This is a genomic window from Hyphobacterium marinum (genome assembly GCF_036330325.1).
GTDB lineage: Bacteria > Pseudomonadota > Alphaproteobacteria > Caulobacterales > Maricaulaceae > Hyphobacterium > Hyphobacterium marinum.
This window is the reverse complement of the sequence record NZ_JAZDRO010000004.1, coordinates 294799-320343: the sequence shown is the minus strand read 5'-3', so window position 1 is coordinate 320343 and position 25545 is coordinate 294799. Positions and strand designations below refer to the sequence as shown.

At 63.5% G+C, this 25545-nt stretch carries 20 protein-coding genes; 8 read left to right on the top strand and 12 right to left on the bottom strand.

Going from position 1 to position 25545, the window contains the following annotated elements:
• Nucleotides 1–54: 54 nt before the first annotated feature.
• Nucleotides 55–540, top strand: coding sequence for a bactofilin family protein (locus V0U35_RS11290; protein ID WP_330196819.1), 486 nt, complete (start codon nucleotides 55–57; stop codon nucleotides 538–540).
• Nucleotides 541–611: 71 nt separating this feature from the next.
• Here V0U35_RS11290 and prfB read toward each other — a convergent pair.
• From prfB to V0U35_RS11275, 3 genes are all read right to left on the bottom strand, one after another.
• Nucleotides 612–1749, bottom strand: a protein-coding gene (gene prfB, locus V0U35_RS11285; RefSeq protein WP_330196818.1) for a peptide chain release factor 2 whose coding sequence is annotated in 2 segments (ribosomal slippage) — nucleotides 612–1679 and nucleotides 1681–1749 — 1137 coding nt in all. Because the reading frame shifts where the segments join, the coding sequence is not laid out codon by codon here.
• 87 nt (nucleotides 1750–1836) lie between these two features.
• Entirely contained in the window at nucleotides 1837–4392 is a 2556-nt protein-coding gene (locus V0U35_RS11280) for a penicillin-binding protein 1A (protein WP_330196817.1), read from the bottom strand.
• Between the two features lie 94 nt (nucleotides 4393–4486).
• Nucleotides 4487–5719, bottom strand: a complete 1233-nt coding sequence (locus V0U35_RS11275) for an N-acetylmuramoyl-L-alanine amidase (protein ID WP_330196816.1) — start codon at nucleotides 5717–5719, stop codon at nucleotides 4487–4489.
• Between the two features lie 551 nt (nucleotides 5720–6270).
• On the opposite strand from V0U35_RS11275, the gene V0U35_RS11270 reads away from it, so the two are divergent.
• From V0U35_RS11270 to V0U35_RS11260, 3 genes are all read left to right on the top strand, one after another.
• On the top strand, nucleotides 6271–8889 hold the full coding sequence (locus V0U35_RS11270; protein ID WP_330196815.1) for an Rne/Rng family ribonuclease: 2619 nt from the start codon (nucleotides 6271–6273) through the stop codon (nucleotides 8887–8889).
• 65 nt (nucleotides 8890–8954) lie between these two features.
• A complete protein-coding gene (locus tag V0U35_RS11265) occupies nucleotides 8955–10325 on the top strand; it encodes a M48 family metalloprotease (protein ID WP_330196814.1) in 1371 nt (456 codons plus the stop codon).
• 86 nt (nucleotides 10326–10411) lie between these two features.
• A complete protein-coding gene (locus V0U35_RS11260; protein WP_330196813.1) occupies nucleotides 10412–11179 on the top strand; it encodes a DsbA family protein in 768 nt (255 codons plus the stop codon).
• Between the two features lie 222 nt (nucleotides 11180–11401).
• Here the strand turns inward: V0U35_RS11260 and V0U35_RS11255 are convergent, their stop codons facing one another.
• Complete coding sequence (locus V0U35_RS11255; protein ID WP_330196812.1) at nucleotides 11402–13009, bottom strand: carboxyl transferase domain-containing protein; 1608 nt, start codon at nucleotides 13007–13009, stop codon at nucleotides 11402–11404.
• Nucleotides 13010–13190: 181 nt separating this feature from the next.
• Here V0U35_RS11255 and V0U35_RS11250 point away from each other — a divergent pair, with 181 nt between their 5' ends.
• Nucleotides 13191–13991: a DUF5694 domain-containing protein gene (locus V0U35_RS11250; RefSeq protein ID WP_330196811.1), complete on the top strand. Its 801-nt coding sequence runs from the start codon at nucleotides 13191–13193 to the stop codon at nucleotides 13989–13991.
• An 11-nt stretch (nucleotides 13992–14002) separates the two neighbouring features.
• Here the strand turns inward: V0U35_RS11250 and V0U35_RS11245 are convergent, their stop codons facing one another.
• Nucleotides 14003–14971 carry a hypothetical protein gene (locus tag V0U35_RS11245; RefSeq protein ID WP_330196810.1) on the bottom strand — a complete coding sequence of 323 codons (969 nt, stop codon included), beginning with the start codon at nucleotides 14969–14971 and terminating at the stop codon, nucleotides 14003–14005.
• A 135-nt stretch (nucleotides 14972–15106) separates the two neighbouring features.
• On the opposite strand from V0U35_RS11245, the gene V0U35_RS11240 reads away from it, so the two are divergent.
• A complete protein-coding gene (locus tag V0U35_RS11240; protein WP_330196809.1) occupies nucleotides 15107–16837 on the top strand; it encodes a patatin-like phospholipase family protein in 1731 nt (576 codons plus the stop codon).
• Nucleotides 16838–16840: 3 nt separating this feature from the next.
• Here the strand turns inward: V0U35_RS11240 and V0U35_RS11235 are convergent, their stop codons facing one another.
• The 3 genes from V0U35_RS11235 to V0U35_RS11225 form a co-directional block, all read right to left on the bottom strand.
• A complete protein-coding gene (locus V0U35_RS11235; RefSeq protein ID WP_330196808.1) occupies nucleotides 16841–17560 on the bottom strand; it encodes a flavodoxin family protein in 720 nt (239 codons plus the stop codon).
• A 6-nt stretch (nucleotides 17561–17566) separates the two neighbouring features.
• On the bottom strand, nucleotides 17567–18070 hold the full coding sequence (locus V0U35_RS11230) for a hypothetical protein (RefSeq protein WP_330196807.1): 504 nt from the start codon (nucleotides 18068–18070) through the stop codon (nucleotides 17567–17569).
• A gap of 83 nt (nucleotides 18071–18153) precedes the next feature.
• Nucleotides 18154–18531, bottom strand: a complete 378-nt coding sequence (locus V0U35_RS11225) for a VOC family protein (protein WP_330196806.1) — start codon at nucleotides 18529–18531, stop codon at nucleotides 18154–18156.
• Nucleotides 18532–18626: 95 nt separating this feature from the next.
• Between V0U35_RS11225 and V0U35_RS11220 the strand changes: the two genes are divergently transcribed.
• Entirely contained in the window at nucleotides 18627–19208 is a 582-nt protein-coding gene (locus V0U35_RS11220; protein WP_330196805.1) for a hypothetical protein, read from the top strand.
• A 15-nt stretch (nucleotides 19209–19223) separates the two neighbouring features.
• Here V0U35_RS11220 and V0U35_RS11215 read toward each other — a convergent pair whose 3' ends face one another.
• The 4 genes from V0U35_RS11215 to mgtE all read right to left on the bottom strand — a co-directional run bounded on the left by V0U35_RS11215 (nucleotide 19224) and on the right by mgtE (nucleotide 24474).
• Nucleotides 19224–20396, bottom strand: coding sequence for an isovaleryl-CoA dehydrogenase (locus V0U35_RS11215; protein ID WP_330196831.1), 1173 nt, complete (start codon nucleotides 20394–20396; stop codon nucleotides 19224–19226).
• Nucleotides 20397–20428: 32 nt separating this feature from the next.
• Nucleotides 20429–22042: a glycoside hydrolase family protein gene (locus V0U35_RS11210; protein ID WP_330196804.1), complete on the bottom strand. Its 1614-nt coding sequence runs from the start codon at nucleotides 22040–22042 to the stop codon at nucleotides 20429–20431.
• Nucleotides 22043–22104: 62 nt separating this feature from the next.
• A complete protein-coding gene (locus V0U35_RS11205) occupies nucleotides 22105–23049 on the bottom strand; it encodes a Kelch repeat-containing protein (RefSeq protein ID WP_330196803.1) in 945 nt (314 codons plus the stop codon).
• 36 nt (nucleotides 23050–23085) lie between these two features.
• Complete coding sequence (gene mgtE, locus V0U35_RS11200) at nucleotides 23086–24474, bottom strand: magnesium transporter (protein WP_330196802.1); 1389 nt, start codon at nucleotides 24472–24474, stop codon at nucleotides 23086–23088.
• 115 nt (nucleotides 24475–24589) lie between these two features.
• Here mgtE and V0U35_RS11195 point away from each other — a divergent pair, with 115 nt between their 5' ends.
• Nucleotides 24590–25537 (top strand): hypothetical protein, encoded by a 948-nt coding sequence (locus V0U35_RS11195; RefSeq protein WP_330196801.1) that lies wholly within the window; start codon nucleotides 24590–24592, stop codon nucleotides 25535–25537.
• The last annotated feature ends 8 nt before the right edge of the window (nucleotides 25538–25545 follow it).

Here is a 25545-nt window from a genome sequence, read left to right as displayed (position 1 = left end):
TCCGTTCCCGACATTCCCGCAAACGCCAGTTCGGCTCCGCCCAAAAGGTCTCACATGAAATCGAAAGCCCCCTCAATCCTCAGCGGCGATCTGGTCATGACCGGATCGATTTCTTCCGAAGGCGAAGTCCAGCTGGATGGATCCGTCGATGGTGATGTGCGCGCCGGCTCGCTGACGATAGGCGAAGAAGCGTCCGTCAAGGGCGAGATCGTTGCCGAAACCATCGTCGTGCGCGGCAAGGTGACCGGCAGCATCCGCGCCCGCCAGGTGCAGCTGGCGTCGACCGCCCGCATCGAAGGCGACATTGTCCATTCGGCGCTGTCTGTCGAGAGCGGCGCCTTTTTTGACGGGAATTGCCGCCATTCGTCCGATCCGCTGGCTGACAAGTCCGGCAGCACCGCGAAATCGTCCTCCTCGTCTTCGGCGTCTGCCAGCAGTGCGCCGTCCGCGCGGTCGACGACTTCGACGAGCGGGTCGTCATCGTCCTCGTCGAGCAGCAGCGCGTCTGGACTGGAAATGCCGAGCAAGAGCTCGGCCTGACCTGACCGACAACCGGAATATCGGACTATGAAAGCGCCGGCGGTTATCCGCCGGCGTTTTTCGTTTGGCGGTCAGTCCTGATCGTCTGACGCGTTCTCGTTGTCGATGCGGGCCGCGAGAGCCGCAGCCATGAAGTCGTCGAGGTCGCCATCGAGCACCCCTTGGGTGTCCGATGTCTCCACGTTGGTCCGCAGATCCTTGACCATCTGGTAAGGCTGAAGGACGTAGGAGCGGATCTGACGGCCCCAGCCAATTTCGGTCTTCGAGTCCGCTTCGGCCTGGGCCGCTGCTTCCCGCTTCTGGAGCTCCAGTTCGTAGACGCGGGCCCGCAACATATTCCACGCCGTTGCCCGGTTCTTGTGCTGTGAGCGATCTGCCTGACAGGCCACCACGATCGGCTTTTCCTCGCCCGGCGGCGTATAGGTCAGCCGCACCGCGCTGTCGGTCTTGTTGATGTGCTGACCGCCCGCGCCAGACGCCCGATAGGTATCGGTGCGAACCTCGCTGGCCGGGATTTCAACCTCGATCGTGTCGTCGATCAGCGGATAGGCCCAGACGCTGGCGAAACTGGTGTGCCGCCTCGCGCTGGAATCGTACGGCGAAATGCGGACCAGACGATGCACACCGGCTTCGGTTTTCAGCCAGCCATAGGCATTCTCGCCCTTGACCAGCAGGGTCGCAGATTTCAGGCCCGCCTCGTCACCGGCCTGTTCCTCGATCACCTCGACCTTGTAGCCATGGTCCCCGGCCCACCGCGAATACATCCGGGTCAGCATCGCGGCCCAGTCCTGAGCCTCGGTGCCGCCAGCGCCGGGGTGGATTTCGACATAGCTGTCATTGCTGTCCGCTTCGCCGGACAAGAGGGCTTCCAGCTCGGCACGGGACGCGCGGGCATGCAGCTTTTTCAGTGTGGCGACTGCATCGTCGAACAGCTCCTCGTCGCCATCAGCATCGGCAAGCTCGGCCAGTTCGACCGTATCGGACAATTCGGTCTCGATCTCGCGAATGGCGGTCATTGCGCTATCGAGCCGGTTGCGTTCGCGCATCAGGCCTTGCGCCTTCTGGGGGTCATCCCAGAAGTCAGGCGCTTCACTGCGTGCATTCAGTTCGTCGAGGCGTTTTTCGGCTGTACGCCAGTCAAAGACGCCTCCTCAGCAGTCCTACGGACTGCTGGATTTCGTCAGACAGGGACTGAATGTCGGCACGCATGAAGGAATTCTCGTTGGACTGTCAGCGGGTAAGGTTTGACTATCTGCGGGGATAGCGAGGCGGGGTCCGCTTCGCAAGGACCTTCCGTCAGTAGAGACCGCCGAGGTCCTCTTCCTCCTCGTCTTCACCCTCGCCCTCGCCGTCCTCGTCGGGTTCGGAACCGCTGACCGACGTGTTGCCGAAGGACAGGCTGCTTTCCGAACCGCCCGCCGTACGGCTTGGCTCGGTCCCCGGATGGAAAGCCTCCAGGATCACGCCCGGACGGCCCAGGACTGACGGCTCGCCCGTGCGCGAATCGACGGGAACGAGGCGCACGCCCTCGGGTACGCGGAACGGCGCGACGGGATAATTTTCGAGCGCCACTTCCAGGAAATCACGGACGATCGGCGCAGCGACGCGGCCACCGGCCTCTCCGGCCCCCATGGGCTGGGGCGAGTCAAAGCCGACATAGGCTCCGACGACGATGTCCGGACCGAACCCGACGAACCAGGCGTCGTGGAAGTCATTCGTCGTTCCGGTCTTGCCGGCCAGCGGACGTCCGAGCGGACGCAGTGCCGTTCCTGTACCGCTCTGCACGGCCTCTTCCAGGATATGAACGATCTGGTAGGCCGTCACCGGGCTGACCACTTCCTCGCCGAGCTCGGGAAGCTCCGGCTCGTTCATCCCCGGGGTCCATTCCGGAACGTCACACACGGCACACAGGCGCTGATCGTGGACGTAGATGGTAGCACCGTTGCGGTCCTGGACCCGGTCGAGAATGGTCGGATCGACCCGGACGCCACCATTGACCAGCGCGCCATAGGCCGCCACCAGCCGCCAGAGCGTTGTCTCGCCCGCACCGAGCGCCATGGCGAGAACGGGATCAAGATCGTCGTAGATGCCGAAGCGTTCGCCGTATTCCACGATCGGGTCCATGCCCATTTCCTGGGCAAGCCGCACCGTCATGACATTCCGCGACAGCACGAGACCGAGCCGCAGGGTCGACATGCCGTAAAAGCGTTCTGAATAGTTTTGCGGACGGTAGAAACCGTCCTCCTCATTGCCGGAATCGGCCACGAAGGGCGCATCCAGCACCATGGAAACCGGCGTATAACCATTATCCATCGCAGCCGCATACACAAACGGCTTGAACGACGAGCCGGGCTGGCGGCGGGCCTGGGTGGCTCGGTTGAACTGGCTTTGCTGGAAGGAATAGCCGCCCACCATGGCAAGAACCCGCCCGGTATGCGGATCCATCGCCAGGATACCGCCGTTTACCGCCGGAACCTGCCGAAGGCCGAATGTGTTGGGGGAAGCATCCTCGCCCGCGAGCGCTTCGACGAGAATGACATCGCCGGCAGAGAGAACCTGTGATGCGCGGTCAATGCGCGGCCCCATCTCGCCTTCGCGCAAGGCTTCACGCGCCCAGGCCAGCTCGCTGAGCGGGATAATGCCCTCACCGGGCACCATCTCGGCTTCGATCACTTCGCCGCTTTCGGCGTCGATCTCGTCTTCGAGGACTTCCGGCGCGAGATACCCGATCCGCGCATTCTCGGCACCCGCGGCCAAGACAACAGCCACCAGCCAGCCCTCGTCGAGATCCCGGGGCGGCTCAAAGGCGTCCAGCCGTTCCTGCCAGCCGTCCCCCGTCTCGATCTGGCCAAGCGGTCCGCGATAGCCGTGACGCCGGTCATACTCTTCCAGGCCGCTGCGCAGGGCTGAACGGGCCGCCAGCTGCAGGCGCGTGTCCAGCGTCGTACGGATGGACAGCCCGCCCTCGTAAAGCTGGTCCTCGCCATAGACGTCAAAGACCTGGCGGCGGACTTCCTCGACGAAATACTCGGCTGCGAGATATTGCTCGCCGGACAGGCGTTCATTGACTTCCAGCGGCTCTTCCATCGCCGCACGGCCGTCTTCTTCAGAGACAAATCCGTTCGCGATCATGCGCCCGAGCACCCAGTTGCGCCGGTTCACCGCCGCTTCGGGATGACGTTCGGGATGGAACAGCGCCGGTCCATTGACCACGGCGGCGAGGTAGGCCGTTTCGGCGAGGGTCAGCTCGTCGACCGATTTGCCGAAATAGTTCAGCGCCGCGGCGGCAATGCCGTAGGACCGGCGGCCGAAATAGATCTCGTTGAGATAAAGCTCGAGAATCTCGTCCTTGGTGAAGGCACGCTCGATCCGGCGGGCCAGCACCATTTCCTGGACCTTGCGGTCAAACCGTTGTTCCGACGTCAGCAGGAAATTCTTGGCGACCTGCTGGGTAATGGTCGACGCGCCCTCGAGATTCTCGTCGCGCAACACATGTCCGATATTGGCAAAGGCGGCCCGCACGATGCCACGGAAATCGAGACCGCCATGCTCGTAGAAATCCTTGTCCTCGGCGGCAAGGAAGGCGTTGATCACGGTCGGGGGAATGTTCTCGATAGCAACAAACACACGGTGTTCGCGCGCGTACTCCGCAATCAACCGGCCGTCGCCAGCATGAACCCGGCTCATGATCGAGGGTTCGTAATTGGCAAGTTGCTCATAGTCAGGCAGGTCTTCGGTGACCCGCACGACATAAACGGCTGCGGCGATCAGAACGCCGATGCCAAGAACGATGGCTACCGCGCCGCCCCACAGGACGACACGGAAAAAATTGCGCCAACTCAGTAACTTCATGACGTCCTCACGGCGGGGGCTGCCCCCTCGTGCCCGCCGCTTCAGGCAGCATTATGGCGGCAAACGGTCAGCGGTGAAAGGCGCGAACCCCGCCTTAAGGTGCCGGTGACAGCGAGGCGTGACGCTCCGGACCCGAGGAGGGTTCTTCCATCCGGGCGAAATAGGCGTCCACGGTCGCGGCGACCTGGCTCATCAGGCGGTTGCGGAAGCTCGCCGAGTTCAGATTGCGCTCATCATCGCCATTGGTCAGGAAGCCCATCTCGACCAGGACCGCCGGTGTCTGCGAGTCGAGCAGCACGTAAAAGCCGCGCTGGCGATGCGGGTTGGAGACCACCGGCCCGACCTGTTCCAGCGCCGGCAACAGCATTTCGGCGAAGACGGCAGACTGGTTGCGCTTTTCGCGCAGAGCGAGCGAGACAAGGATATTGTTCACTTCGGCCCGGCGCGGCGGCGCATTTTCCAGAATCCAGTCGGTCGACTGCAGCGCACGCTGGCGGGCGCGGCCCGCCCCGTGATCGGAGAGGGTGTAGACCGATGCGCCGCGCGCGGTGGAATTCGGCCCGGCCGAGTCCGCGTGCAGCGAGATGAACAGGTCTGCACGGGCCGCAGAGGCAATGCGAACGCGTTGTTCCAGTGTCAGATAGGTGTCGTCCGAGCGTGTCAGGATGACCTCGTAGCGCCCGGTTGCTTCGAGTTGGCGGCGCAGTTCCAGCGCGGCCTCCAGATTGACCGTGGCTTCGCGCGTGCCTGACCGGCCCGATGCGCCCGGATCATGACCGCCATGGCCGGCATCCAGCACCACGACGCGGCGCTCGCGTTCCGGCTCGGCATAGGTCGCGTCGGCACGCGTGGAAATCAGCGCCGTCAGCCCCTGCGGCTCGGGAAACCCGGCCTGGTCGCTGATCTCGCTTCGGTCGGCCCGGCGCACGTCGACCACGAAACGGTGATTGCCGCCGTCGGTTTCGGGCGGCAGTGGAAATTGTTCGACGACCCGCGCCGTGTCAGACAGTTCAAACACCATGCGGGACGCGTCAGCCGAACTGTCGAAAAAGCGAAACGTCTCAACGAGGCCATGCCCCCTTCCCTCACCGGTCGCGAGCGCCGCAACGGCCCAGACCGATTGCGGCAATTCCAGCACGAGGCGGGCAGACGGATCGGCGAGTGTGAAAGCGTTGAATTCGGTCGCGGTGGCCGTCTCGATCACAATACGGGTGGTATCGCCATCGACCCCAAACCGCACATTGCGAACCTCGGGAGCCGATTGCGCCCCCGCCGTTCCGGCAAGAGCAGCCAAGGCCAGCACCGTTGTCAGAATACGTCCACCCATCACATCGCCACCATCGCAGACACCGCGATTCGTTTCACGGCTTTTCGTCACTTATAGACCCATCGTGTTGACGTTCGGTTGACGCGAATTGAGCCGGGCTGAGAGTGCCAGCTGGCCCCATGGCAATGGGATCCCTTATGGCACTGTATTCGCGTTCCGGCGAAATATCTCCTGCCCGCCGCCATTGAGGGGAAATCCGGGTCCACCTCCCGCGCACTGACCCGGATTTTTTCAGTGCTGAACTAGGACTTCCCAACGCACCATTCATCGGGCATGTTGCAAATGTTCCGTATTGGCGAAGCGCTTGCGCCGCCGCAGTTTTACGGAACGCGATGGAGGCCGGAGCGTCCGGCCGAAACGCCATATGCCCCGCCGCTGGTGCCCAGCTTCCAGATGGCGGCCCGATCGCCGCGCCGTCCTGATTCCCAGGCCGGGCGCTCAAGGAAACACCATGCGCGACGCGCCGCTGACAATCGAGACCCGTCTCACGACGCAGCGTTTGCGCACCACGCCGCCGCTCCCGACCGGGATGCGCGCAGGAGCCCTATTACATGTCAAAGACAATGTTGATCGACGCCGGTCATCCCGAGGAGACCCGTGTCGTCGTCGTCGAAGGTTCAAAAGTCGAGGAATTTGATTTCGAGGCCGCGGCCAAGAAACCCATCCGCGGCAATATCTATCTGGCCAAGGTGACGCGGGTTGAACCCTCGCTTCAGGCCGCCTTTGTCGAATACGGCGGAAACCGTCACGGTTTCCTCGCCTTCAACGAAATCCATCCCGACTACTACCAGATCCCGCACGAGGATCGCGTCGCCCTGCAGGAAGAAGAGGCCAAGGCCGCCGAAAAGGCGAGCGAGGAAGCCGAATCCGATGGCGAGTCCGACGATGACGAGGACGAGGCCTTCACCGCCGCGGCCCGCCGCCAGCGTCAGCAATTCCGCCGCTACAAGATCCAGGAAGTCATCAAGCGCCGCCAGATCCTTCTCGTCCAGGTGGCCAAGGAAGAGCGCGGCTCCAAGGGCGCGGCGCTGACGACCTATCTCTCGCTGGCCGGGCGCTATTGCGTGCTGATGCCCAACACGCCGCGCGGCGGCGGCATCTCCCGCAAGATTTCCAGCGCCAAGGACCGCAATCGCCTCAAAGACATTGTCGCCGATCTCGATACGCCGCGGGGCATGGGCCTGATCATCCGGACAGCCGGCGCGGCCCGCACCAAGGCGGAAATCCGCCGCGATTACGATTATCTGCGCCGGGTCTGGGATCTGATCCGCGAAACGACGATGGCCTCGGTCGCCCCCTCGCTGATCTATGAGGAAGGCGACCTGGTCAAACGGGCCATCCGCGATCTCTACGACAAGGATGTCGAACAGGTCCTGGTCCAGGGTGAAGCCGCCTACAAGGACGCAAAATCCTTCATCAAGATGCTGATGCCGAGCCATGCGGCCAAGGTCCAGCCCTACAAGGAGGATGTCCCTCTCTTTCAGCGCTACAAGGTCGAAGGCCAGCTTGAGGCGATCTATGACGCCCAGGTCCAGCTGAAGTCGGGCGGTTATCTGGTCATCAACCCGACCGAGGCGCTTGTCGCTATCGACGTGAACTCGGGCCGGGCCACGCGCGAGCGGAATATCGAGGCAACCGCGCTGAAAACCAATCTGGAAGCCGCTGATGAAGCGGCCCGCCAGATGCGCCTGCGCGATCTTGCCGGCCTTGTCGTGATCGATTTCATCGACATGGAAGAGAACAAGAATGTCCGCGCCGTCGAAAAGCGGATGAAGGACGCGCTGCGCAAGGACCGTGCCCGCCTGCAGATGGGACGGATCTCGCAATTCGGCCTCATGGAGATTTCCCGCCAGCGCAAGCGGACGTCGATCCTGGAAGGCTCCACCATCATCTGCCCGCACTGCAACGGGCTGGGCTATGTGCGCTCGGTGGAATCTTCGGCTCTTGTCGCGCTCCGCGCGCTGGAAGAGGAAGGTGCCCGCCGCCGCGCGGGCCGCGTCCGCCTGTCGGTGCCGACCGAAGTCGCGCTCTACCTCCTCAATGAGAAACGCGACCATGTCCTGAATATCGAGAGCGGTTTCGGCATGCGGATCCTGATCTCGGCTGATCCGGATCTGACCCCGCCTGACTGCAAGATCGACATTCTCGACAAGCGCGGCGAAGGCGAGGAACCGGACACGGATCCGGTTGTCACAACCGACGCGGTCGCCGACCTGGTCGAGGCCGCCGACGAGGAAGCCGCCAGCGAAGATAGCGAAGAGTCCGGCGGTCAGCGCGAAGGCCGGGGACGCGGACGCCGCCGCCGCGGTCGTGGCCGTGGCCGTCGTGGCGACAATAGCGAACGCGACTCCCGTCAGGACGAGGCGTCCGCTGCAGACGGTGAAAACGACGCTGACGACGCCGATGGCGAGGCGTCCGGTGACAAGCCGGCACAGGCCGACAAGTCCGATGATGACGGCCAGCCGCGCAAGCGCCGCCGGCGCGGGCGCCGGGGTGGACGCGGTCGCCGCCGCCGGTCGGGTGAGGACGGAAACGCCGCTGCCGACAATGAGAATACGCAGGGCAATGACGACAACCCGGAAGGCGCAGACGATGCGCCCGATGCCCTCGCCGTAATCCAGCCCGACGGCGGCGACCTGCCGACCGCCGAGACACCGCCGAAACGCGAACGTCCGGCGCGGAAAGCCAAGACAGACAATGCGGAAGATGCTCCGGCCGAAGCTGTGGCTGAGGACGCACAAGCTGAGGACACGGCTGAGGAAAAACCCAAACCGCGCCGCCGCCGCAAGAAGGCGGATGCCGACGCGCCTGCCGAAGACGCAGCTGTAGACGCAACTGCTGACGAGGCGGCGGCCGAAGAAAAGCCCAAGCTGAAATCGCGGACGCGCCGTAAAAAAGCCGAACCGAAAGCCGAGGACGCAAAGGCCGACACGGATGAGGCCGAGGCCAAGGACGCCGGGGAGGCCCCGAAGCCGAAGCGCAGGCGCGCGCCAGCCAAGGCGAAAGCCGAGGCGAAGCCTGAATCCGAAACCCCGGCCAAGACCGGTCCGGCGAACGAGGCCGACGCCAAGGCAGACCCGGTCGAAACCGGTGACGGGGACAGCCCCAAATCGGACGCGCCGAAGAAGAAGGGCTGGTGGCAGCGCGGGGCAAAACTGCTCGGCGGGTGACGCTGGACGCACGCGAATGAATTGATATGGTTGCGTCAAGCGGGGGCTGACTGGACGGAGACTTCATGCGCGCCCTCATTGCCGCCATCACCGGTTTTGTACTGGCCAGCGCCCTACCCGCGCTGGCCAGTGCGCAAACCGTCATTCGCGACACCGAAATCGAACAGATGCTGCGGGACTACACCGACCCGCTGCTGGTCGCAGCCAATCTGCAGCCGGGTGATGTCGATCTCTATCTGATCGCCGATCCGGAAATAAACGCCTTCGTGACCGGCGGGCAGAACATCTTCATGCATACCGGGACGATCCTGGAATCCGAATCCCCGAACATGCTCAAGGGCGTGATCGCGCACGAAATCGGGCATATCTCCGGTGCCCATCTGGCGCGGATGGGCGACAGTCAGCGTTCGGCGATGGTCCCGGCCTATGTCTCGATTGGTCTGGGTGTTTTGGCGGCGCTCGCCGGGGAAGGCGGCGCGGCGGGCGCGCTGATTGCCTCCAGCCAGCAATTCGCGATGCTGAGCTTCCTCAGCTACAACCGCACGCAGGAATCCGCCGCCGACCAGGCCGGGCTGCAATTCCTGGAAGCGACGGGACAGTCGGGCATGGGGCTCGTCGAATTCTTCGAACGCTTCGCCTACCAGGAGGCCTTTTCGCCGGCGGGCCGCTTCCCCTATTTCCGCTCTCACCCGCTCTCGGGTGAGCGCGTCGCCGCCCTGCGCCGCCGTGTCGAAGCCTCGCCCTATGTCGATATCACCGATCCGCCCGAGGAGGTCGAGCGCCTGCGCCGCATGCAGGGCAAGATCTATGGCTTCCTGGCCCGGCCCCAGGCGGTCTTCCTGCGCTATCCGGAAAGCGATACCAGCCTTGAAGCGCGCTATGCCCGCTCTGTCGCCTATTACCAGAACGCGCAACTGGCCCAGGCGCGGATCGAGCTGGAAACGCTGATCGACGAAGAGCCGGACAATCCCTTCTTCCACGAACTCTACGGGCAGATGCTGTTTGAAAGCGGGCATGCGGACGAAGCGGTGCCCTATCACCAGCAATCAGTGGACCTTCTGCCGACCGCGCCGCTCTTACGGATCAACCTTGCCATGGCGATGATCGCGACCGAGGAGGACCAGTACCTCAATGTCGCGCGCGATCACTTGCAGGTCGCCCTTGATATCGAGCCGGACAATGCGTTTGCCTGGTACCAGCTCTCCATCGTGCACGAACGCAAGGGCGAAACCGCGCTGGCCCAGCTCGCCGTCGCCGAACAGGCCTATGCCATCGGAAACCGGCCGCGCGCCTTCCAGTTCGCACAGCGGGCCCAGCCGCAATTGCAGGCCGGCACACCATCCTGGTATCGCGCGTCGGAACTGATCGCCGTCTCCCAGCCCACCGAGGCGGAAATGCGCGAGATGCGCCGCCAGCGTCGCCAGCAGGACCGCTAAGCCGACATCCCGGCTCGCCATTCCCGGCCAGATGGCCTAAATCCGTCAGACAGAGATTATTGCCGGGTTCCGACAAGGGGTTGTCCATGAAACGCATGTTTGCCGCGCTCGCCAGCGCGCTCGTCCTGATTGGCTGCAATGGCAGCGACGCCACCGCGCAGGACGACACGCGGCCGATTTCGGATTCCGAGCGCGCGCGCGTCGAACAGATCGTCCGCGATTACATCCTCGAACATCCCGAACTGATCGAGGAAGCCCTGATCGAGCTTCAGCGCCGGGCGCAACAGCGTGAAATCCAGGCCTATATCGCCGCCATCGAAGCCAATGCCGAAGCGGTCTATGCCGACCCGCGAGACCCCAGCATCGGTGACCCCGATGCGCCGATCGTGATCGTGGAATTCATGGACTACAAATGCGGCTATTGCCGTGTCGCCTCGCGCTGGCTGGAAACCGTGATGGCCGAGAATGGCGACCAGGTCCGCCTGATCTTCAAGGAATACCCGATCTTGGGCGAGGAGTCGCGTGAGTCCGCCCGCGCGGCGCTCGCCGCCCTGCGCCAGGGCACGGACGAATATTTCGCCTTCCACAACGCCATGATCCAGTCGAGCGGCCCCCTGCCTTCCGGCCGGATCGACAATTTCGCCTCGCTCGCCGGTCTCGATGTCGACCAGATGCGCGCCGACATGGAAGACCCGGCCATCGACGCGCAGCTTGAGGATATCTACCGCCTCGGGCGCATGCTCGGCGCGGACGGCACGCCCTTCTTCATCATCGACGGCATGCCGGTTCCCGGCGCGAATACACAGGCGCTGGAAGCGGCGCTGGCGGCCGCGCTGCGGCGGGTTGAGGGGTAGACCCAAGCGCGTCATCATCTGGCACTCGCGCGTCATCACCCGGCTTGTCCGGGTGATCCCTTCCTGCCGCCGAGATGCCCCGGACACGCCAGGGCATGACGCAGAGGGGTCTTGTTCTTGAAGTCAGACGCGCCCCGGTTTTGCGAGAGCAAAGACCGGGGTCCAGGCTCGTGAATCTGGATCCCGGACACCGGCAGACGCCGGTTCCGGGAGGCGTCCTAATTACATCCTGAACACGCCGAACTTCGTGTCCGGGAAGGGTGCGTTGAGTGAGGCGGAAAGCGCCAGTGCCAGGACCTTGCGCGTATCGGCGGGGGCGATGACGCCGTCGTCCCAGAGCCGGGCCGTCGAGTAATAGGGTGAACCTTCACGCTCATACATCTCGCGGATCGGTGTCTTGAACTTGTCCTCGTCTTCCTTGGGCCAGTCTTCGCCTCGCGCTTCCATGCCGTCGCGTTTCACCGTGGCGAGCACGCTCGCGGCCTGTTCCCCGCCCATCACAGAGATGCGGGCATTGGGCCACATGAAGAGGAAGCGGGGCGAATAGGCGCGCCCGCACATGCCGTAATTGCCCGCCCCGTAGGAGCCGCCGATGATGATCGTCACTTTCGGCCCGGCAAAGCAGGACACGGCTGTGACGAGCTTGGCCCCGTCCTTGGCGATGCCGCCCGCCTCATACTTTGAGCCGACCATGAAGCCGGTGATGTTCTGCAGGAAGACGAGCGGAATCTTGCGCTGCGCGCACAGCTCGATGAAATGCGCGCCTTTCTGGGCGCTTTCGGAGAAAAGAATGCCATTGTTGGCAATGATGCCGACCGGCATGCCGTGGAGGCGCGCAAAGCCCGTCACGAGTGTTTCGCCATAGAGTTTCTTGAACTCGTCGAATTCCGAGCCGTCGACGATCCGCGCGATCACCTCGCGCACGTCGTAAGGCGTTCTGAGGTCTGCCGGGACGACGCCATGCAGCTCGGCCGGATCGTGCAGAGGCTCGCGCAGTTCGGCGATCTCGATGCCGGGGTCTTTCACTGTGTTGAGATTGCCGACAATGCGCCGGGCGATGAAGAGCGCGTGCTCGTCATTGGTCGCGTAATGGTCCGCAACGCCGGACTGGCGGGCGTGCACATCCGCGCCGCCGAGGTCTTCAGCCGAGATAACTTCGCCCGTCGCGGCCTTCACCAGCGGCGGACCGCCAAGGAAAATCGTGCCCTGCTTGCGGACGATGATGGTCTCGTCGGACATGGCCGGGACATAGGCCCCGCCCGCGGTACAGCTGCCCAGTACGGCGGCGATCTGCGGGATGCCTTGCGCAGACAGATTGGCCTGATTGTAGAAAATGCGGCCAAAATGTTCGCGGTCGGGGAAGACTTCGGCCTGGTGGGGCAGGTTCGCGCCACCGGAGTCCACCAGGTAGACGCACGGCAGGCGGTTCTCCCGCGCAATCTCCTGGGCCCGCAAATGCTTCTTGACCGTCATCGGGTAGTAGGTGCCGCCCTTCACCGTGGCGTCATTGCAGACGATCATAACCTCGCGGCCTGACACCCGGCCAATACCGGCGATCATGCCCGCGCCGTGAATGTCGTCGTCATACATGCCGTTGGCAGCCAGCGCGCCAATTTCCAGGAAGGGCGAGCCGGGATCGAGCAGACGCTCCACCCGGTCACGGGGTAGCAGCTTGCCCCGGGAAACATGTTTCTCCCGTGCCCGGTCCGATCCGCCCTTTGCGGCGACGGCGGTGCGCTCGCGCAATTCGGCGACCAGCGCCTCCATAGCCTCGCGATTGGCCTTGAAGCCATCAGAAGCGGTGTCGAGCGCGCTGGAAAGCTGGGTCATGCGTGAGAGGTCCCGTTTCAGGAAAGGAGCAAGCGTTTTCTTACCCGTAGAGGACCGGCGCGCGCAATGGAACCGCGCGGCTCAACGATCGTACGCCTTCGCCATGCGCGGCATTTTGCATCCGGAAAGGGCCTCCTTCGCATCCTTTCGGAGGACACACAGGCGAAGGAGGCTTTTTCACATGCGCGCAATTTTGGCATCACTACTCGGGTCATTCCTGCTGACCGCAGAGGCCGTGGCACAGGATGACCGCCCGGACGTGATGGTGCTCGGCACTTTCCACTTCACTGGTGGTGGTCAGGATTACATAAACCCGGCGGTCGATGATTATCTCGCACCGGCGCGCCAGATCGAGATCGAAGCTCTCGTCGAGCGGCTTGCGGCTTTCAATCCAACCAAGATCGTCGTGGAACTCAACCCCGACGCCGAGGACCGGTTCAACGAACTCTACGACGCCTATCGCCAAGGCGAACACGACCTGACGGTCAATGAACGCCAGCAGATCGGCATGCGCCTGGCCGCACGGCTCGGGCATGACCGTCTTTACGCTGCCGACTACAGTTCCGGGATGGATTTCGACACGATGATGGGTGCCGCGGAGGACCACGGGCAAACACACCTTCTGGGCCGTCTGCCGGGATTGCGCGAAGAGATCGAAGCGCTGGACGCCCGGCTTAACCAGCCGCATATCATCGTGAGCGAGCGCCTGCGCGCCTATAACACGCCCGAATTCCTGGCCAGTCACAATGTCTATCTGACGCTGGCGCAGATGGGTTCGGTCGATAATCCGTCCGGCGCGAACGAGATGACCAACTGGTGGGGCCGCAATCTGCACATCTTCGCGCAGGTCGCACAGATCGCCGAACCCGGTGATCGGATCCTCGTCATCTACGGCTCGGGCCACAAATTCCTGCTCGACCAGTTCTTCAGCGATGCGGTGGAATTCAACTGGGTGGATTCACTGGATTATCTGGGGGATTAAACGCTTGCTCCTCACCCCGCCCGCTCCGTGGCGAGCGCCAGATGCCAGTCGCGGACCCGTTCCACGATTTCCGGGTTGGGCAGGTTCTCCGCGCCGGTCATCCAGAGCGTGAAATTGTCCGCCAGTGTTTCTTCGGGGTGGATAACGTATTGGGTGTTGCGCCCAATGAGATCGAGGAAACCCGGAGCCGTGCCCGGATTAAGCATCACCGGTGCGCCGTCCTCGCCCGTCACCGGGGTGCAGACGCCGTCATCAACCGAGACTGCGACCAGTGCGAAGCCGAAATAGTTCGGAAAACTGCCGCCGCGCTCGGCGGAATAGCCGCCTTCCGGGACGTTGAGATAGGGCACGACGCCGTCAGCGTTCTCCAGCTCAAGCGGCGCATAATGGTCATTGCCGGGCGCGTCAGGGTTGGTGAGCCGGCGGGCGTGCAGCTCCTCGCCGGGCTGGAAGTCGCAAGGACGGTAGCCGAGCAGCGCATACATCTCATCGCGTTCGTCCGCGATATGGCGTGACAGGACGTGGTAGAGCTCGTGCCAGAAAAGCGCCGTCAGCGCGGCGTCATCGAGATGGGCGACGCCGCCGGGAAAGACTATGGCATTGGCCCGCGTATGCGGGAAACCGCCATCGATCCGCCGGTCCGTCGCGATGAACAGGATCTCTTCCGGCAGGAGCGCGGCAATCGAGGCAATGCGCTCCGCCTGCGCCACCACAACAGCATCGAGTTGCGCGCGTTCGGCGTCGGTGAACTCCGTCACCACGTCGGCATAAAGCGCCTGCAGGGACTGAAGGGATTGGTCCGTCTCGCTTTCCAGACGTACCCCGATTTCCAGCGGCTGGAACCGCGACAGCACCTCGTCCTCGGCGGTGAGGATGGCGACAGCCTCCTGTTGTGTTGCAATCCGGAAATCGGCCGCCATGGCGGGTGCCGTGGCCAGGCTTGCGGCAATCAGCATTGCGACAGGGAAGTGTCGGAACATGTGGGGCACTCCTTCGGTTATTGCCGCGAGCACACTGACCATTATCGACCCGGACGCAAGACTGCCTTGATTGAAGGGGCGGGCGGGCGTTTTATCAATCCGCCCCGATGCCGAAGGCTGAGTCCCGACCCGCCCATGCGCCTGAACCTGTCTTTCCTGAATTTCTTCGATCATGTCGGCAAGGCCGCGCTTGCCGCCGTCGAGGACGAGGTCGAATGGTTCTGCCTGCCGGCAGGATCGCTGCTCTTTGCCGAGAATGATCCGGCTGACGCCTTCTACCTCGTGCGGTCCGGCGCACTGGCGGCTTTTCGTGATGGCGCAATGGGGCGGCCCAATCTGATCGGCTATATCCGCGCCGGAGAGCCGGTTGGCGAGATGTCACTGCTCGAAGAACGACCCCACTCGGCCAGTGTCTATGCCATGCGCGATTCGGAAATCGTGCGCCTGCCCAAGGCGTCGTTCGAGCGCCTGACCGACAAACACCCGTCCCTGATGCGCGAGCTCTCGAAGATGATGCTGCGCCGTCTGCGCACCGGACCGTTGCGCGGCGGATCGGAACCGCGCGTCTTCGCGCTGGTCTCGACCTCGCCGACCGTCGATCTCGACTATCGCGCCCACGCGCTGAAAGACGCGATGGCGGAGCTGGGCGTGACCTGCGCCGTCGCGGGTGATGAATGCGCCGACTGGCCGGGAACAAAACTCGACGAGTTCGAGGCTTCACACGACCTGGTCTTTCTGACCGCGCGGCTGGGCGATCCGCAATGGGCGCGCCGAGCGATGGGGCGGGCCGACCGGGTCTGGCTGCTGGCCCGGGCCGATGCGCGGCCCTCCCTGCCCCTCCTGCCCGACGATCCGACACCCGCGGCCAAGCTGAAACTGCTCGATGTGGTCCTCATTCACCACCAGGGTGTGGCGCGGGCCGTCCAGCCGCGCGAGTGGGCCGACGCCGCCGGCGCAACCCGGCTCTTCCACTGGCGTCAGGGGTCGACGGCTGATATCAGCCGGCTGGCCCGGACGCTGGCCGGGCGGTCGGTGGGGCTGGTTCTCTCCGGTGGCGGCGCGCGCGCCTATGCCCATATCGGCGCGGTGCGGGCCTTTGCCGAGGCCGGCATCCCGTTTGATTTCATCGGCGGCGCGTCCATGGGCGCGATCATCGGTGCGGGCGTCGGGCTGGAGTGGAGCCAGGAGGAGCTGGTCGACCGGGTCCACGAAGCGTTTGTTGCGTCCAATCCGCTCTCGGACTGGCGCTTGCCCGTTGTCTCCCTGGCTGCCGGAAACAAGGTCGATGCGCGGCTCGAACGCCATTTCGGCGATGTCGATATCGCCGACATGTCCCGGCCCTTCTTCTGTGTCTCGTCCAACCTGTCGAATGGTCTGCCGAGGGTACACCGGTCCGGCCTGTTACGCGCGGCGCTGCGCGCGTCGATCGCCCTGCCCGGCATCCTGCCGCCCGTCGTCGATGGCGACGATTTGCTTGTCGATGGGGCGGTGTTCACCAACTTCCCGTCCGAGCAGATGCGGGCCTTTCACCGCGGCGCGAATATCGGCTCGGACGTGACACGGGCGCGCGGCGTCGATCCGGCCGACTTCGTGGACCCTCCCAGCTTCTTCGGCTGGGTCCGCCGTCACGGCTTTGGTGATCCGCCGCCCATCGCCTCCCTGCTGATGCGTGCCGCGACCGCCGGGACGATGGTGTCCAAACACGCCGAGTTTCTCGATGCGGCCGACCTCGTCGCCCTGCCGGAAACCGATACCGATTTGCGGGAGTGGAAACGTTTCCACGACACCATTGAGTCCGGCTACGACGCGGCCATGCGGGCGGTCGAAGCGATGGACGATGAATTGCGGGCCCGGCTGGGGCTCTAGGCGTTAGCGATACTCCGGATTGGGGTGGCCAAACCGGTGGCCCTTGTCCCAGGCCTCGCGTGAATTGCCTTCGGCAGGAATGCCACCGGCCTGTTTCATCATCGCCGCCAGGTGCATCAGATTCCAGGCCATGAAGGCGGTGTTGCGCCGGGTGAATTCATTGTCAAAGCCGACGCGGGCCTTTCCGTCATCGGTCTCGTCACCATAGCTGGGACCGGGGCCGGCCTCGCCGATCCATCCGCAATCGGCCTGTGGCGGAATGGTGTAGCCGATGTGCTGGAGCGCGTAGAGCACACTCATCGAGACGTGCTTGATCCCGTCCTCATTGCCGGTGACCACACAGCCCCCCGCCTTGCCGTAATAGATGTACTGGCCCTTGTCATTGGTATCGCCGGACTGGGCATAGAGCCGTTCGATCAGCATCCGGCAGAGGGATGACTCCTCGCCCAGCCAGATCGGTGTGCCGACAACCAGGATGTCAGCGGCCTTCACCTGTTCCCAGATGTCCGGCCAGGCATCGCTGTCCCAGCCGTGCTCGGTCATGTCGGGATAGACGCCGAAGGCGATGTCGTGATCGACGAGGCGGATCATCTCGGTCGAAACGCCTGCGCCCTCCATGATCGCGCGCGCATTCGCCATCAGGGTCTCGGTATGGGAGACCTCGGGCGATTTCTTCAGGCTGCAACCGATGAAGAGGGCTTTCAGACCGGAATAATCCGCCATGCCGGGTCAGCCTTCACAGCGGACGTATTCTTCCATCCGGCCGTTATTGTTCCAGATCAGCGTGCCGTCGCCGGTCGTCCTGAATTCGTAGGCGGCGGTGAAGCTGTCACCCTCGCCGCCCTCGCAGTCAGCCGTGAAACGGGTGAAGCCGTCCGCAGTCTGGTCAGCTCCCGTTATAGAGCATTGATCAAGCCCCACCATGATATCGTAGCGCGAGATCAGAATGACGCCGTCGCGCATGTCGTTGTCTTCCGAACAGGCCATCTGGGTGATGCCCCAGGTCCCGTCGACATCGCGGACGGTCATGGCGTCGCCCATCTCGTCCATCGCCTCTCCGGCGTTGTCCATGGCGTCATCAACCATGTCGCCAGTGGCGTCGGCCACCTCATTGGCCGTCTCGGCCATTTCGCTGCCGGCATTGTCCATTGCCTCTTCGGCATCGGACATTGTGTCTTCGGAACAGGCAACGAGCGCCAGTCCTGCTATCGACGTCATGAAAATGGTACGCATGGAAAGCTCCCCGGTTCCGTTTAGCTGGCAGGTTAACAGATAAATCGCCTGGGTCGTTCCCTGGAGCGCAAAATTTGAGGTGATCAGGACGCGGGCGGTGGGTCGACCTGCTGCCAGAGTTCGATCTTCACCCCGTCGGGATCCATGATCCAGGCGAACTTGCCATAGCCCTCGTCGTCATGGCCAAGGATTTCGATCCCCTTCCCCTTGAGAACCTCGACAAAGGCATCGAGATCATCAACGCGCAGATTGATCATGAAGTCCTTGCCGCTCGGCTTGAAATAGTCGGTCGAGGAGAATGGTCCCAGGAGGCTGTAGGGCTGGTCGCCGGTCTCTACCGACCACCGGAGCATCGGGCCGTACTCGCCATCAAGTCCCAGCACATCGCGATACCAAGCCCGTGTCGCGGCCGGGTCCTTCACCGCATAGAATATCCCGCCGAGTCCGGTGATTTTGGGCATGGCTGTTCCTCCGCTGTGTTCAAGCGCCCCACCACTTCACCACCCTTGATTGCAAACAGCAGGTCGCAGTAGGCTATCTGCCGGGAGGGTCTATCATGAATTTGAATGCAATGCTGGCCACAGGTCTGCTCGCCGCGCAAACGGCAGGCGGTCCGGTCCTTGACGGCGACAATGAGCTGACAGCCGGACAAACAGACATTGATGCCATGATCGAATTGATTGAAAGCATCCGCGGAAGTTCGAGACAGAGCCGGTCAGCAGACTTCGACCGGGATTTCCTCAATCGTTTTTGCCGGATTATCCGGCAAGAGGCAGGAGGCCGGTCGCATGGCCGCAGTAGCCTTGAATACGGCTATTGGTGTGTCAGCGGAACGGGAGGAATGCCGACCCACCAAGTCTATGAAATGATGGGTGATCTCGCGCCATCGATTAACTACGGAGCAATCCGCTTCTGCTTCGCTGCGACATTCGACAGCAATATGGTCAACATCGGAGACGGATGGGGCAACTACCCGATCTCGTTCAACTCGGGCCCAAATTCTTCGATCCTCAATGGCGTCGCGGAAGGATGCCATGACCTCGACTTCGTCAGTGGCGAAAGCCCCTACGTTCGGTTTGAAAACACCAATGCAAATCTGTGGTCGATTGGGACCTGGGAAGTCATCCGGAACGACTGACAGGTTCTCAACCGATCACGCGCTTTCGTTGAACAGCTCGCGGCCAATCAGCCAGCGGCGGATCTCGCTCGTGCCCGCGCCGATCTCGTAGAGCTTGGCATCGCGCAGGAGGCGCCCGGTCGGATACTCATTGATATAGCCGTTGCCACCGAGGAGCTGGATCGCATCGAGCGCAACCTGGGTCGCGGTTTCGGCAGCAAAGAGGATCGCCCCAGCGGCGTCCTTGCGGGCCGTCTCGCCCCGGTCACAGGCCTTGGCGACCGAATAGACATAGGCGCGCGCGGCATTCATGCGTACATACATGTCGGCGAGCTTGCCCTGCACCAGCTGGAAGGAGCCGATCGGCTGATCGAACTGCTTGCGCTCGTGCACATAGGGCAGGACTACATCCATGCAGGTCTGCATGATGCCGATGGGACCGGCCGACAGCACGGCGCGCTCATAGTCGAGCCCGGACATCAGGATTTTCACCCCGCCGCCGACCTCGCCCATGACGTTCTCTTCGGGCACTTCGCAGTCTTCGAAGACGAGTTCACCGGTTTCCGAACCGCGCATCCCCAGCTTGGACAGCTTCTGCGCGATGGAGAAGCCGGGCATGCCTTTCTCGATCAGGAAGGCCGTGATGCCTTTGGAACCGCCTTTCGGGTCGGTCTTGGCATAGACGACGATCACGTCGGCGGACGGGCCGTTGGTGATCCACATCTTCGAGCCGTTGAGGATGTAGCGGTCGCCCTTCTTTTCCGCCTTCAGGCGCATCGAGACGACATCGGACCCTGCGCCGGGTTCGGACATGGCGAGCGCGCCGACATGCTCGCCGGTGACGAGTTTTTCGAGATAGCGCTTTTTCTGGTCGTCGGTCGCCCAACGGCGGATCTGGTTGACGCAGAGATTGGAGTGCGCGCCGTAGGACAGGCCCACAGAAGCCGACCCGCGCGAAATCTCTTCCATGGCGATGACGTGTTCGAGATACCCCAGGCCCGTGCCGCCCCACTCCTCCTCGACCGTGATGCCGAGCAGGCCAAGATCGCCCATCTTGCGCCAGAGATCGGCCGGGAACTCGTCGCTCTCGTCAATCTGCGCGGCGCGCGGCGCGAGCTCGTCGGACGCAAAGCTGCGCACGGTGTCGCGGATCATCTCGGCGGTGTCGCCGAGGTCGAAATTCATGGAGGGGTACTGGTTCGGGATCATGACGCGGGACATGGCGCAAAGCCATCACCCGGTCAAGGCAGCGGACCGGATTTCCGCTCGACTTCCTTGGGCGCAAACACCCGGCCCAGCAGCGTGATGGCTGCACCGGAGAACAGGATAAAGCCCGCGACAGCGGCCGCCGGTCCGAACAACAGCGTGCGGGTTTCGAGATAGTGATCCAGGCGTGTGATCGTCTCGACCACACCGGCCACCATGGTCAGAAGCCCCACGGCAAAGACCGCAATCGTGCCCCACCGGCCTGAAGACGGTGCAGGAGCCGCGCTGGAATCGCCATTGCGCCATCCGCCCGCCGCCGGCGCGGCCGGCTCGTCCTCGGGCACGAGGCTCGGATCGATCTCCGCCGGTTCGGGCAGGTCATCGGCCAGTGTGGCGTGTTCGTCCTCGGCATCACGCAGCTCTTCGGCCAGGTCATTGGCCGCGTCCAGCCCGCCAGCTTCGCCGGTCGCGCCCCGGGCGCGGGCCGGAGTATCACCGGTCAGCATGGGTGGCGCGTCGACGTCATTGGCCGCAGCATCAAGGCTGTCGCTGGCCTCAACCTCTTCGGCCGCCACTTCCCCGGTGTCATCAACATTGTCTTCGGGCGCCTCGTCGTCGCCAAGGTCGGGCTCGACAGGCATTGCGGTGTCTTCCGCGCTTTCGGAATCCCGTCCCGAGAACACAAACCCCAGTGCCGGTGCCGCGGGCGTCTCGTCGCTTCCGCCCTGATCGTCTTCAACTTCGGCCGCGTTGGCGGCAGGGAGTTCCACGTCCGACTCGGCCACGGCCTCGTCGTCGACCGTCTCCGCTGCGTCCTCGTCCGCATCCTCTGGGGCGGCGTCTGCGAGCGCGGTTTCCAGCGGGCGGCGCGGGGCGATCTGCTCGCGCATCCGGGCAATAACCCGCGCCGTAATCTCGTCGCGGCCCGCCATCGCTGCGACCGGCGCAGCCAAGACGGTTTCGGGTTCGGAGTCGGGCTCGGTTTCCGGTTCGGTTTGCGCTTCCGGGGCTGTGTCAGTCTCGGTACCGGGCTCGGACTCGATTTCAGGTTCGTCTGCCGTTTCCTCGTCCGACGCCGCCAAGTCTGCCCCGCTTTCGTCCGCAGTATCGTTTTCAACGGCCTCGCCGGCGTCCGGCGCAACCGGCGGGACAAGGACAGCATCATCGTCGCGGTCGGGATGTTCGAATTCGATCACCAGCTCGACCGGGCGCTCGTCTGCGTCCTCGGGCAGATTAGTGAGGAAGAGTTCCTTCTCCGCAGCCCGGCGTGGTGACATGCCCCCGCCCCAGGCGGCAATGGCCTCGGCGGCATCGCGCCAGCGATTGCGGTTGATCAGGCGTGCCGTCGCGCTCTGACGGAAAGCCCCCAGACCGACACCGAGCGCAAAGCTGACCAGCGCGTCGCGTTGCGGGGCCCCCAGGGGTTCGGTGATGGTCTCGTCGATGGCCTTCTCGGCCTGCAGCACGTCATAGATCAGGAGGAGGTCCGCGCTCTCTTCATTGACACTGACATCCTCGCGCGCGCTGGCCCGGTGGCCATAACCCACGACGAAGCGACCGTCCGCGCCGCGTTCCGCCACGGCGAGGAAAGGTTCAAAGCGCTTGATCAGATCACGCGCGGCGCTTGTCGATTTCAGACGCGGCTTCATCTTTGTCCCAATCCGGCACGGCCCCTTGTATAGCGGGACCGGCATTGCAAGCGGGACGCCGTTCAGTGACCGTCGGGCACGAAGATGTCGGTGACGTCGATCGCCGTGAAGGGCGCGAAGAAGCCGCCTCCGGCCCCGCCACCGACGAGATAGACCATCCCATTGAGGGTTGCGGCAGCCGCATCGGTCCGCGGCGAGCGCAGTTCGCTTTCCGCTCTCCAGCTGTCCGTTACCGGGTCATAGGAGATGTGATCAGACAGCGTCCGGCTGAGGTCTTCACCGCGTCCGCCGAACACGTGAATGCGTCCCCCGGAGAGGACGGCGGCGTGACCCGCGCGCGGTGTCGGCATGTCGGCGGCCTGCGACCAGGTTCCGCTGGCGATGTCGTAAACGTCCACGCGCTCGGTCGCGATGCCGCTGTGGGCGCCGCCGATAAACAGGATGCGCCCGTCGACCACGACGGCCGCCCCGCCACGGCGGGATACATCGTCCGGTGTATCGTCGCGTGCCGTCCATTCCCGCGCTTCAATGTCGAAGACGAACATGCCGGACGTGCCGGTCTCGCCGCCAAGGGCGTAGAGATGCCCGTCATGACCCACCAGCTGGAACGAGGCCATCGGCCCCGGCATCGCCGTCTCGCGCTGCCACACGCCGGTCTCGGGCGCGTAGGACCACATGTCAGCGATGGGGCGCACGCCTTCGCGCGCCGCATAGCCGCCTGCGGCATAGAGACGGCCATTCGCCGCCGTCATGCCGAAACGTTCCAGGCCGGAGGGCAATGCCGTCACGTCGCGCCATTCACCGAGGTCGGGATCGAAGACCTCGACCTCGTTGCGCGGCTGGGTCAGGCCCGCCCCGCCGGCTGCGTAGATTTTACCCTCCAGCTCTGCCGCCGCCAGTCCGGATCGCGGAGACAGCAAGGCCGGACCATCGCGCCATTCGCCCTGGGCAGATGCGAGCGCTGGCCAGAGGCAGACAAGGGCAAGAGCAGTGAGAAATTTGCGCAACACGAGATCGAACTCCGAATTACCGATACCGGCACACTATAGCAGGACCAGCGCCGCCAGGCCGAGAAAGGCGAAGAAGCCCACGACATCCGTCACCGTGGTGACAAAGACCGAGGACGCCACCGCCGGGTCGGCCCCGAACCGCTTCAGTCCGAGTGGCACCACAATACCTGCCAGGCCGGCACAGGCCAGATTGATGATCATCGCGATGGCGATCACACCGGCCAGGGCGAGGTTCTGGAACCACACCCCCGCCACGATCCCCATCACTACGGCAAATATGAGACCGTTGAACGTGCCGGTCATGACCTCGCGCCAGATGACGCGGCGGGCGTTTGCCGAGGTGAGGTCGCGCGAGGCAATCGCGCGCACCGCAACGGCCAGCGACTGCGTGCCCGCATTGCCGCCCATCGAGGCCACGATGGGCATCAAAACGGCGAGCGCGACGAGCTGGCTGATCGCGCCTTCAAAGAGCGCAATGACGCCTGATGCCAGTATGGCCGTTGCCAGATTGACCAGCAGCCAGGGCGCGCGCGAGCGGACCGACTGCATCACCGTATCGGCGAGGCCCGCATCGTTCACGCCGGCCAGCGCGAGCAGGTCTTCCTTGTTCTCTTCCTGGATGACGTCGACCATGTCGTCGACCGTCAGCATGCCGGTGAGCCGCCCGCCTTCGTCGACCACGGGCGCGGAGATGAGGTGGTATTTCTCGAAGAAGTAGGCGACCTCTTCCTGGTCGGTCTCGGGCGTCACCTTGACCTTCGGTGCCAGCATGATATCGGCGAGCTGTACGTCGCGATGCGCGCGCATCAGATGGCTGACCGGAACCTCGCCGATGGGCCGGAAAGCAGTATCAACGACATAGACTTCGAAAAAGAGCTCGGGCAGGTCGTCTCCATGGGCCCGCATGTGGTCGATGGTATGCCCGACCGTCCAGAATTCGGGGGCCGCAACGAATTCGCGCTGCATCAACCGGCCGGCGGTTTCCTCGTCGAAGGCGAGACCGGATTCCAGCGCCGCGCGATCCTCGTTCGAGACTTCAGACAGCACTTGCTGACGCACATCGTCGTCGAGTTCCTCGACCACCTCGATGGCGTCATCGGTGTCGAGGTCCTGGATGGCGGCAGCGAGCTGGGACGGATGCAACTCGTCAGTGACGACTTCGCGCGTGTCGGCGTCGAGCTCGGCGAGCACGTCACCCGTCAGGACTTCCGGGGCCAGTTCGACCAGCGTGCGCAGCTGTTCACCGGACAGCTGTTCAAGCAGGTCGGCGATGTCCGCAGGGTGCAGCGGTGCCAGTATCCGCGCCACTGAAGCCGCATCGCCATCGTCGACCGCGCCGGCGAGCGCGGCGATCAGGGTCAGATCGACATCAGCGGACGGGCCGGTGTCTTCAGGGGGCATTTCGGACGCGGGATCGGCCATGGCGGCACCCTCTCGGCGGGAGTCGGCCCAATGCTAGGGCGTTCGGATGACGCGCGTAAGATGGCGCGCCCGCTTATCGCTGGATTTTCTTGCGCGATACGGGGAGTGTGGTGGGATGGAGTTTGCTTCGATCATACCCTGGTACTGGATCGGCTTCGCCTTGGCGGCCTTCATCATTCTGGTCTTCAACGCCAAGTATCCGTGGAAGGCCGACGGGAAGACCGTCCACACAGGTCATCTGATCGCCGGGTCGCTACGCCATTTCGCCGATCACTGGAGAGCCGGCCTAATTCTCGTCCTATTTCTCGCTGCGCTCGATTTCGGACTCGGTCGGTCAATTGCGCTCTGGAGCGTACACTTCGCGTCTCGTGACGGCTTGCTGGGCAATGCCGGCTTTCTCTACGGTATGTCGTTTGTCATATCGATGTGGCTGCTCGCCGCGTCCGTGTTTGCCGTTGGCGTTTGGGCCGGAAAACCGCGATCAACATCACCCAATTCCGAGCCTCGTTGGATCGTGCTGGGCCTCTGGTATCTGGCGCTGAAACTATCCGTTTTTGTTCCATTCGTCTTGTTTGACGTGTTGCGTGCTAACCACGTACCGTTTGTCTACCAACTCGGTGCCGCTGGCTGGATCAGTGATTCCGGATTGCGGTGGGATTTATCTCGTATCGCCCTCGGCATTTATCATGTCACGCTTGCCCTGATCCTCGCCCCTTTCCTTTTGAAACTGGTATCATCGGCCCGAAACGACCGACGCGTCCCCTTGAGATATTTCAGCCGTCGCACGCTCACATTGGCTCTGACGGTCTGCCTCAGCCTCGCGGTGGTCAGTTCAGGAAACACTCTGATTCTTTGGCTCGGCAGGTTGGCTGCAACCCCGTTTCTGGACATTCAGGGGAGTGGCTATTTTCTCGGCGGCGCATCGACGAGTTGGCCAAGCCTCCTATTCATTTCATTGCCGCAAAATCTCTGGATCGCCTTCATGTTCCTGATCGGCATCGGGATGCTGGTCGCGGCGTATGAGGCTAGCTCTGCAGAGAAAACAAAAACGCCGCCCGGCTGAGCGGACGG

What these genes read in the sequence shown, in the direction of transcription:
- V0U35_RS11290 (WP_330196819.1), top strand. Translation starts at nt 55, where the DNA reads ATGAAATCGAAAGCCCCCTCAATCCTCAGCGGCGATCTGGTCATGACC.
- V0U35_RS11280 (WP_330196817.1), bottom strand. Translation starts at nt 4,392, where the DNA reads ATGAAGTTACTGAGTTGGCGCAATTTTTTCCGTGTCGTCCTGTGGGGC.
- V0U35_RS11275 (WP_330196816.1), bottom strand. Translation starts at nt 5,719, where the DNA reads ATGGGTGGACGTATTCTGACAACGGTGCTGGCCTTGGCTGCTCTTGCC.
- V0U35_RS11270 (WP_330196815.1), top strand. Translation starts at nt 6,271, where the DNA reads ATGTCAAAGACAATGTTGATCGACGCCGGTCATCCCGAGGAGACCCGT.
- V0U35_RS11265 (WP_330196814.1), top strand. Translation starts at nt 8,955, where the DNA reads ATGCGCGCCCTCATTGCCGCCATCACCGGTTTTGTACTGGCCAGCGCC.
- V0U35_RS11260 (WP_330196813.1), top strand. Translation starts at nt 10,412, where the DNA reads ATGAAACGCATGTTTGCCGCGCTCGCCAGCGCGCTCGTCCTGATTGGC.
- V0U35_RS11255 (WP_330196812.1), bottom strand. Translation starts at nt 13,009, where the DNA reads ATGACCCAGCTTTCCAGCGCGCTCGACACCGCTTCTGATGGCTTCAAG.
- V0U35_RS11250 (WP_330196811.1), top strand. Translation starts at nt 13,191, where the DNA reads ATGCGCGCAATTTTGGCATCACTACTCGGGTCATTCCTGCTGACCGCA.
- V0U35_RS11245 (WP_330196810.1), bottom strand. Translation starts at nt 14,971, where the DNA reads ATGTTCCGACACTTCCCTGTCGCAATGCTGATTGCCGCAAGCCTGGCC.
- V0U35_RS11240 (WP_330196809.1), top strand. Translation starts at nt 15,107, where the DNA reads ATGCGCCTGAACCTGTCTTTCCTGAATTTCTTCGATCATGTCGGCAAG.
- V0U35_RS11235 (WP_330196808.1), bottom strand. Translation starts at nt 17,560, where the DNA reads ATGGCGGATTATTCCGGTCTGAAAGCCCTCTTCATCGGTTGCAGCCTG.
- V0U35_RS11230 (WP_330196807.1), bottom strand. Translation starts at nt 18,070, where the DNA reads ATGCGTACCATTTTCATGACGTCGATAGCAGGACTGGCGCTCGTTGCC.
- V0U35_RS11225 (WP_330196806.1), bottom strand. Translation starts at nt 18,531, where the DNA reads ATGCCCAAAATCACCGGACTCGGCGGGATATTCTATGCGGTGAAGGAC.
- V0U35_RS11220 (WP_330196805.1), top strand. Translation starts at nt 18,627, where the DNA reads ATGAATTTGAATGCAATGCTGGCCACAGGTCTGCTCGCCGCGCAAACG.
- V0U35_RS11215 (WP_330196831.1), bottom strand. Translation starts at nt 20,396, where the DNA reads ATGATCCCGAACCAGTACCCCTCCATGAATTTCGACCTCGGCGACACC.
- V0U35_RS11210 (WP_330196804.1), bottom strand. Translation starts at nt 22,042, where the DNA reads ATGAAGCCGCGTCTGAAATCGACAAGCGCCGCGCGTGATCTGATCAAG.
- mgtE (WP_330196802.1), bottom strand. Translation starts at nt 24,474, where the DNA reads ATGGCCGATCCCGCGTCCGAAATGCCCCCTGAAGACACCGGCCCGTCC.
- V0U35_RS11195 (WP_330196801.1), top strand. Translation starts at nt 24,590, where the DNA reads ATGGAGTTTGCTTCGATCATACCCTGGTACTGGATCGGCTTCGCCTTG.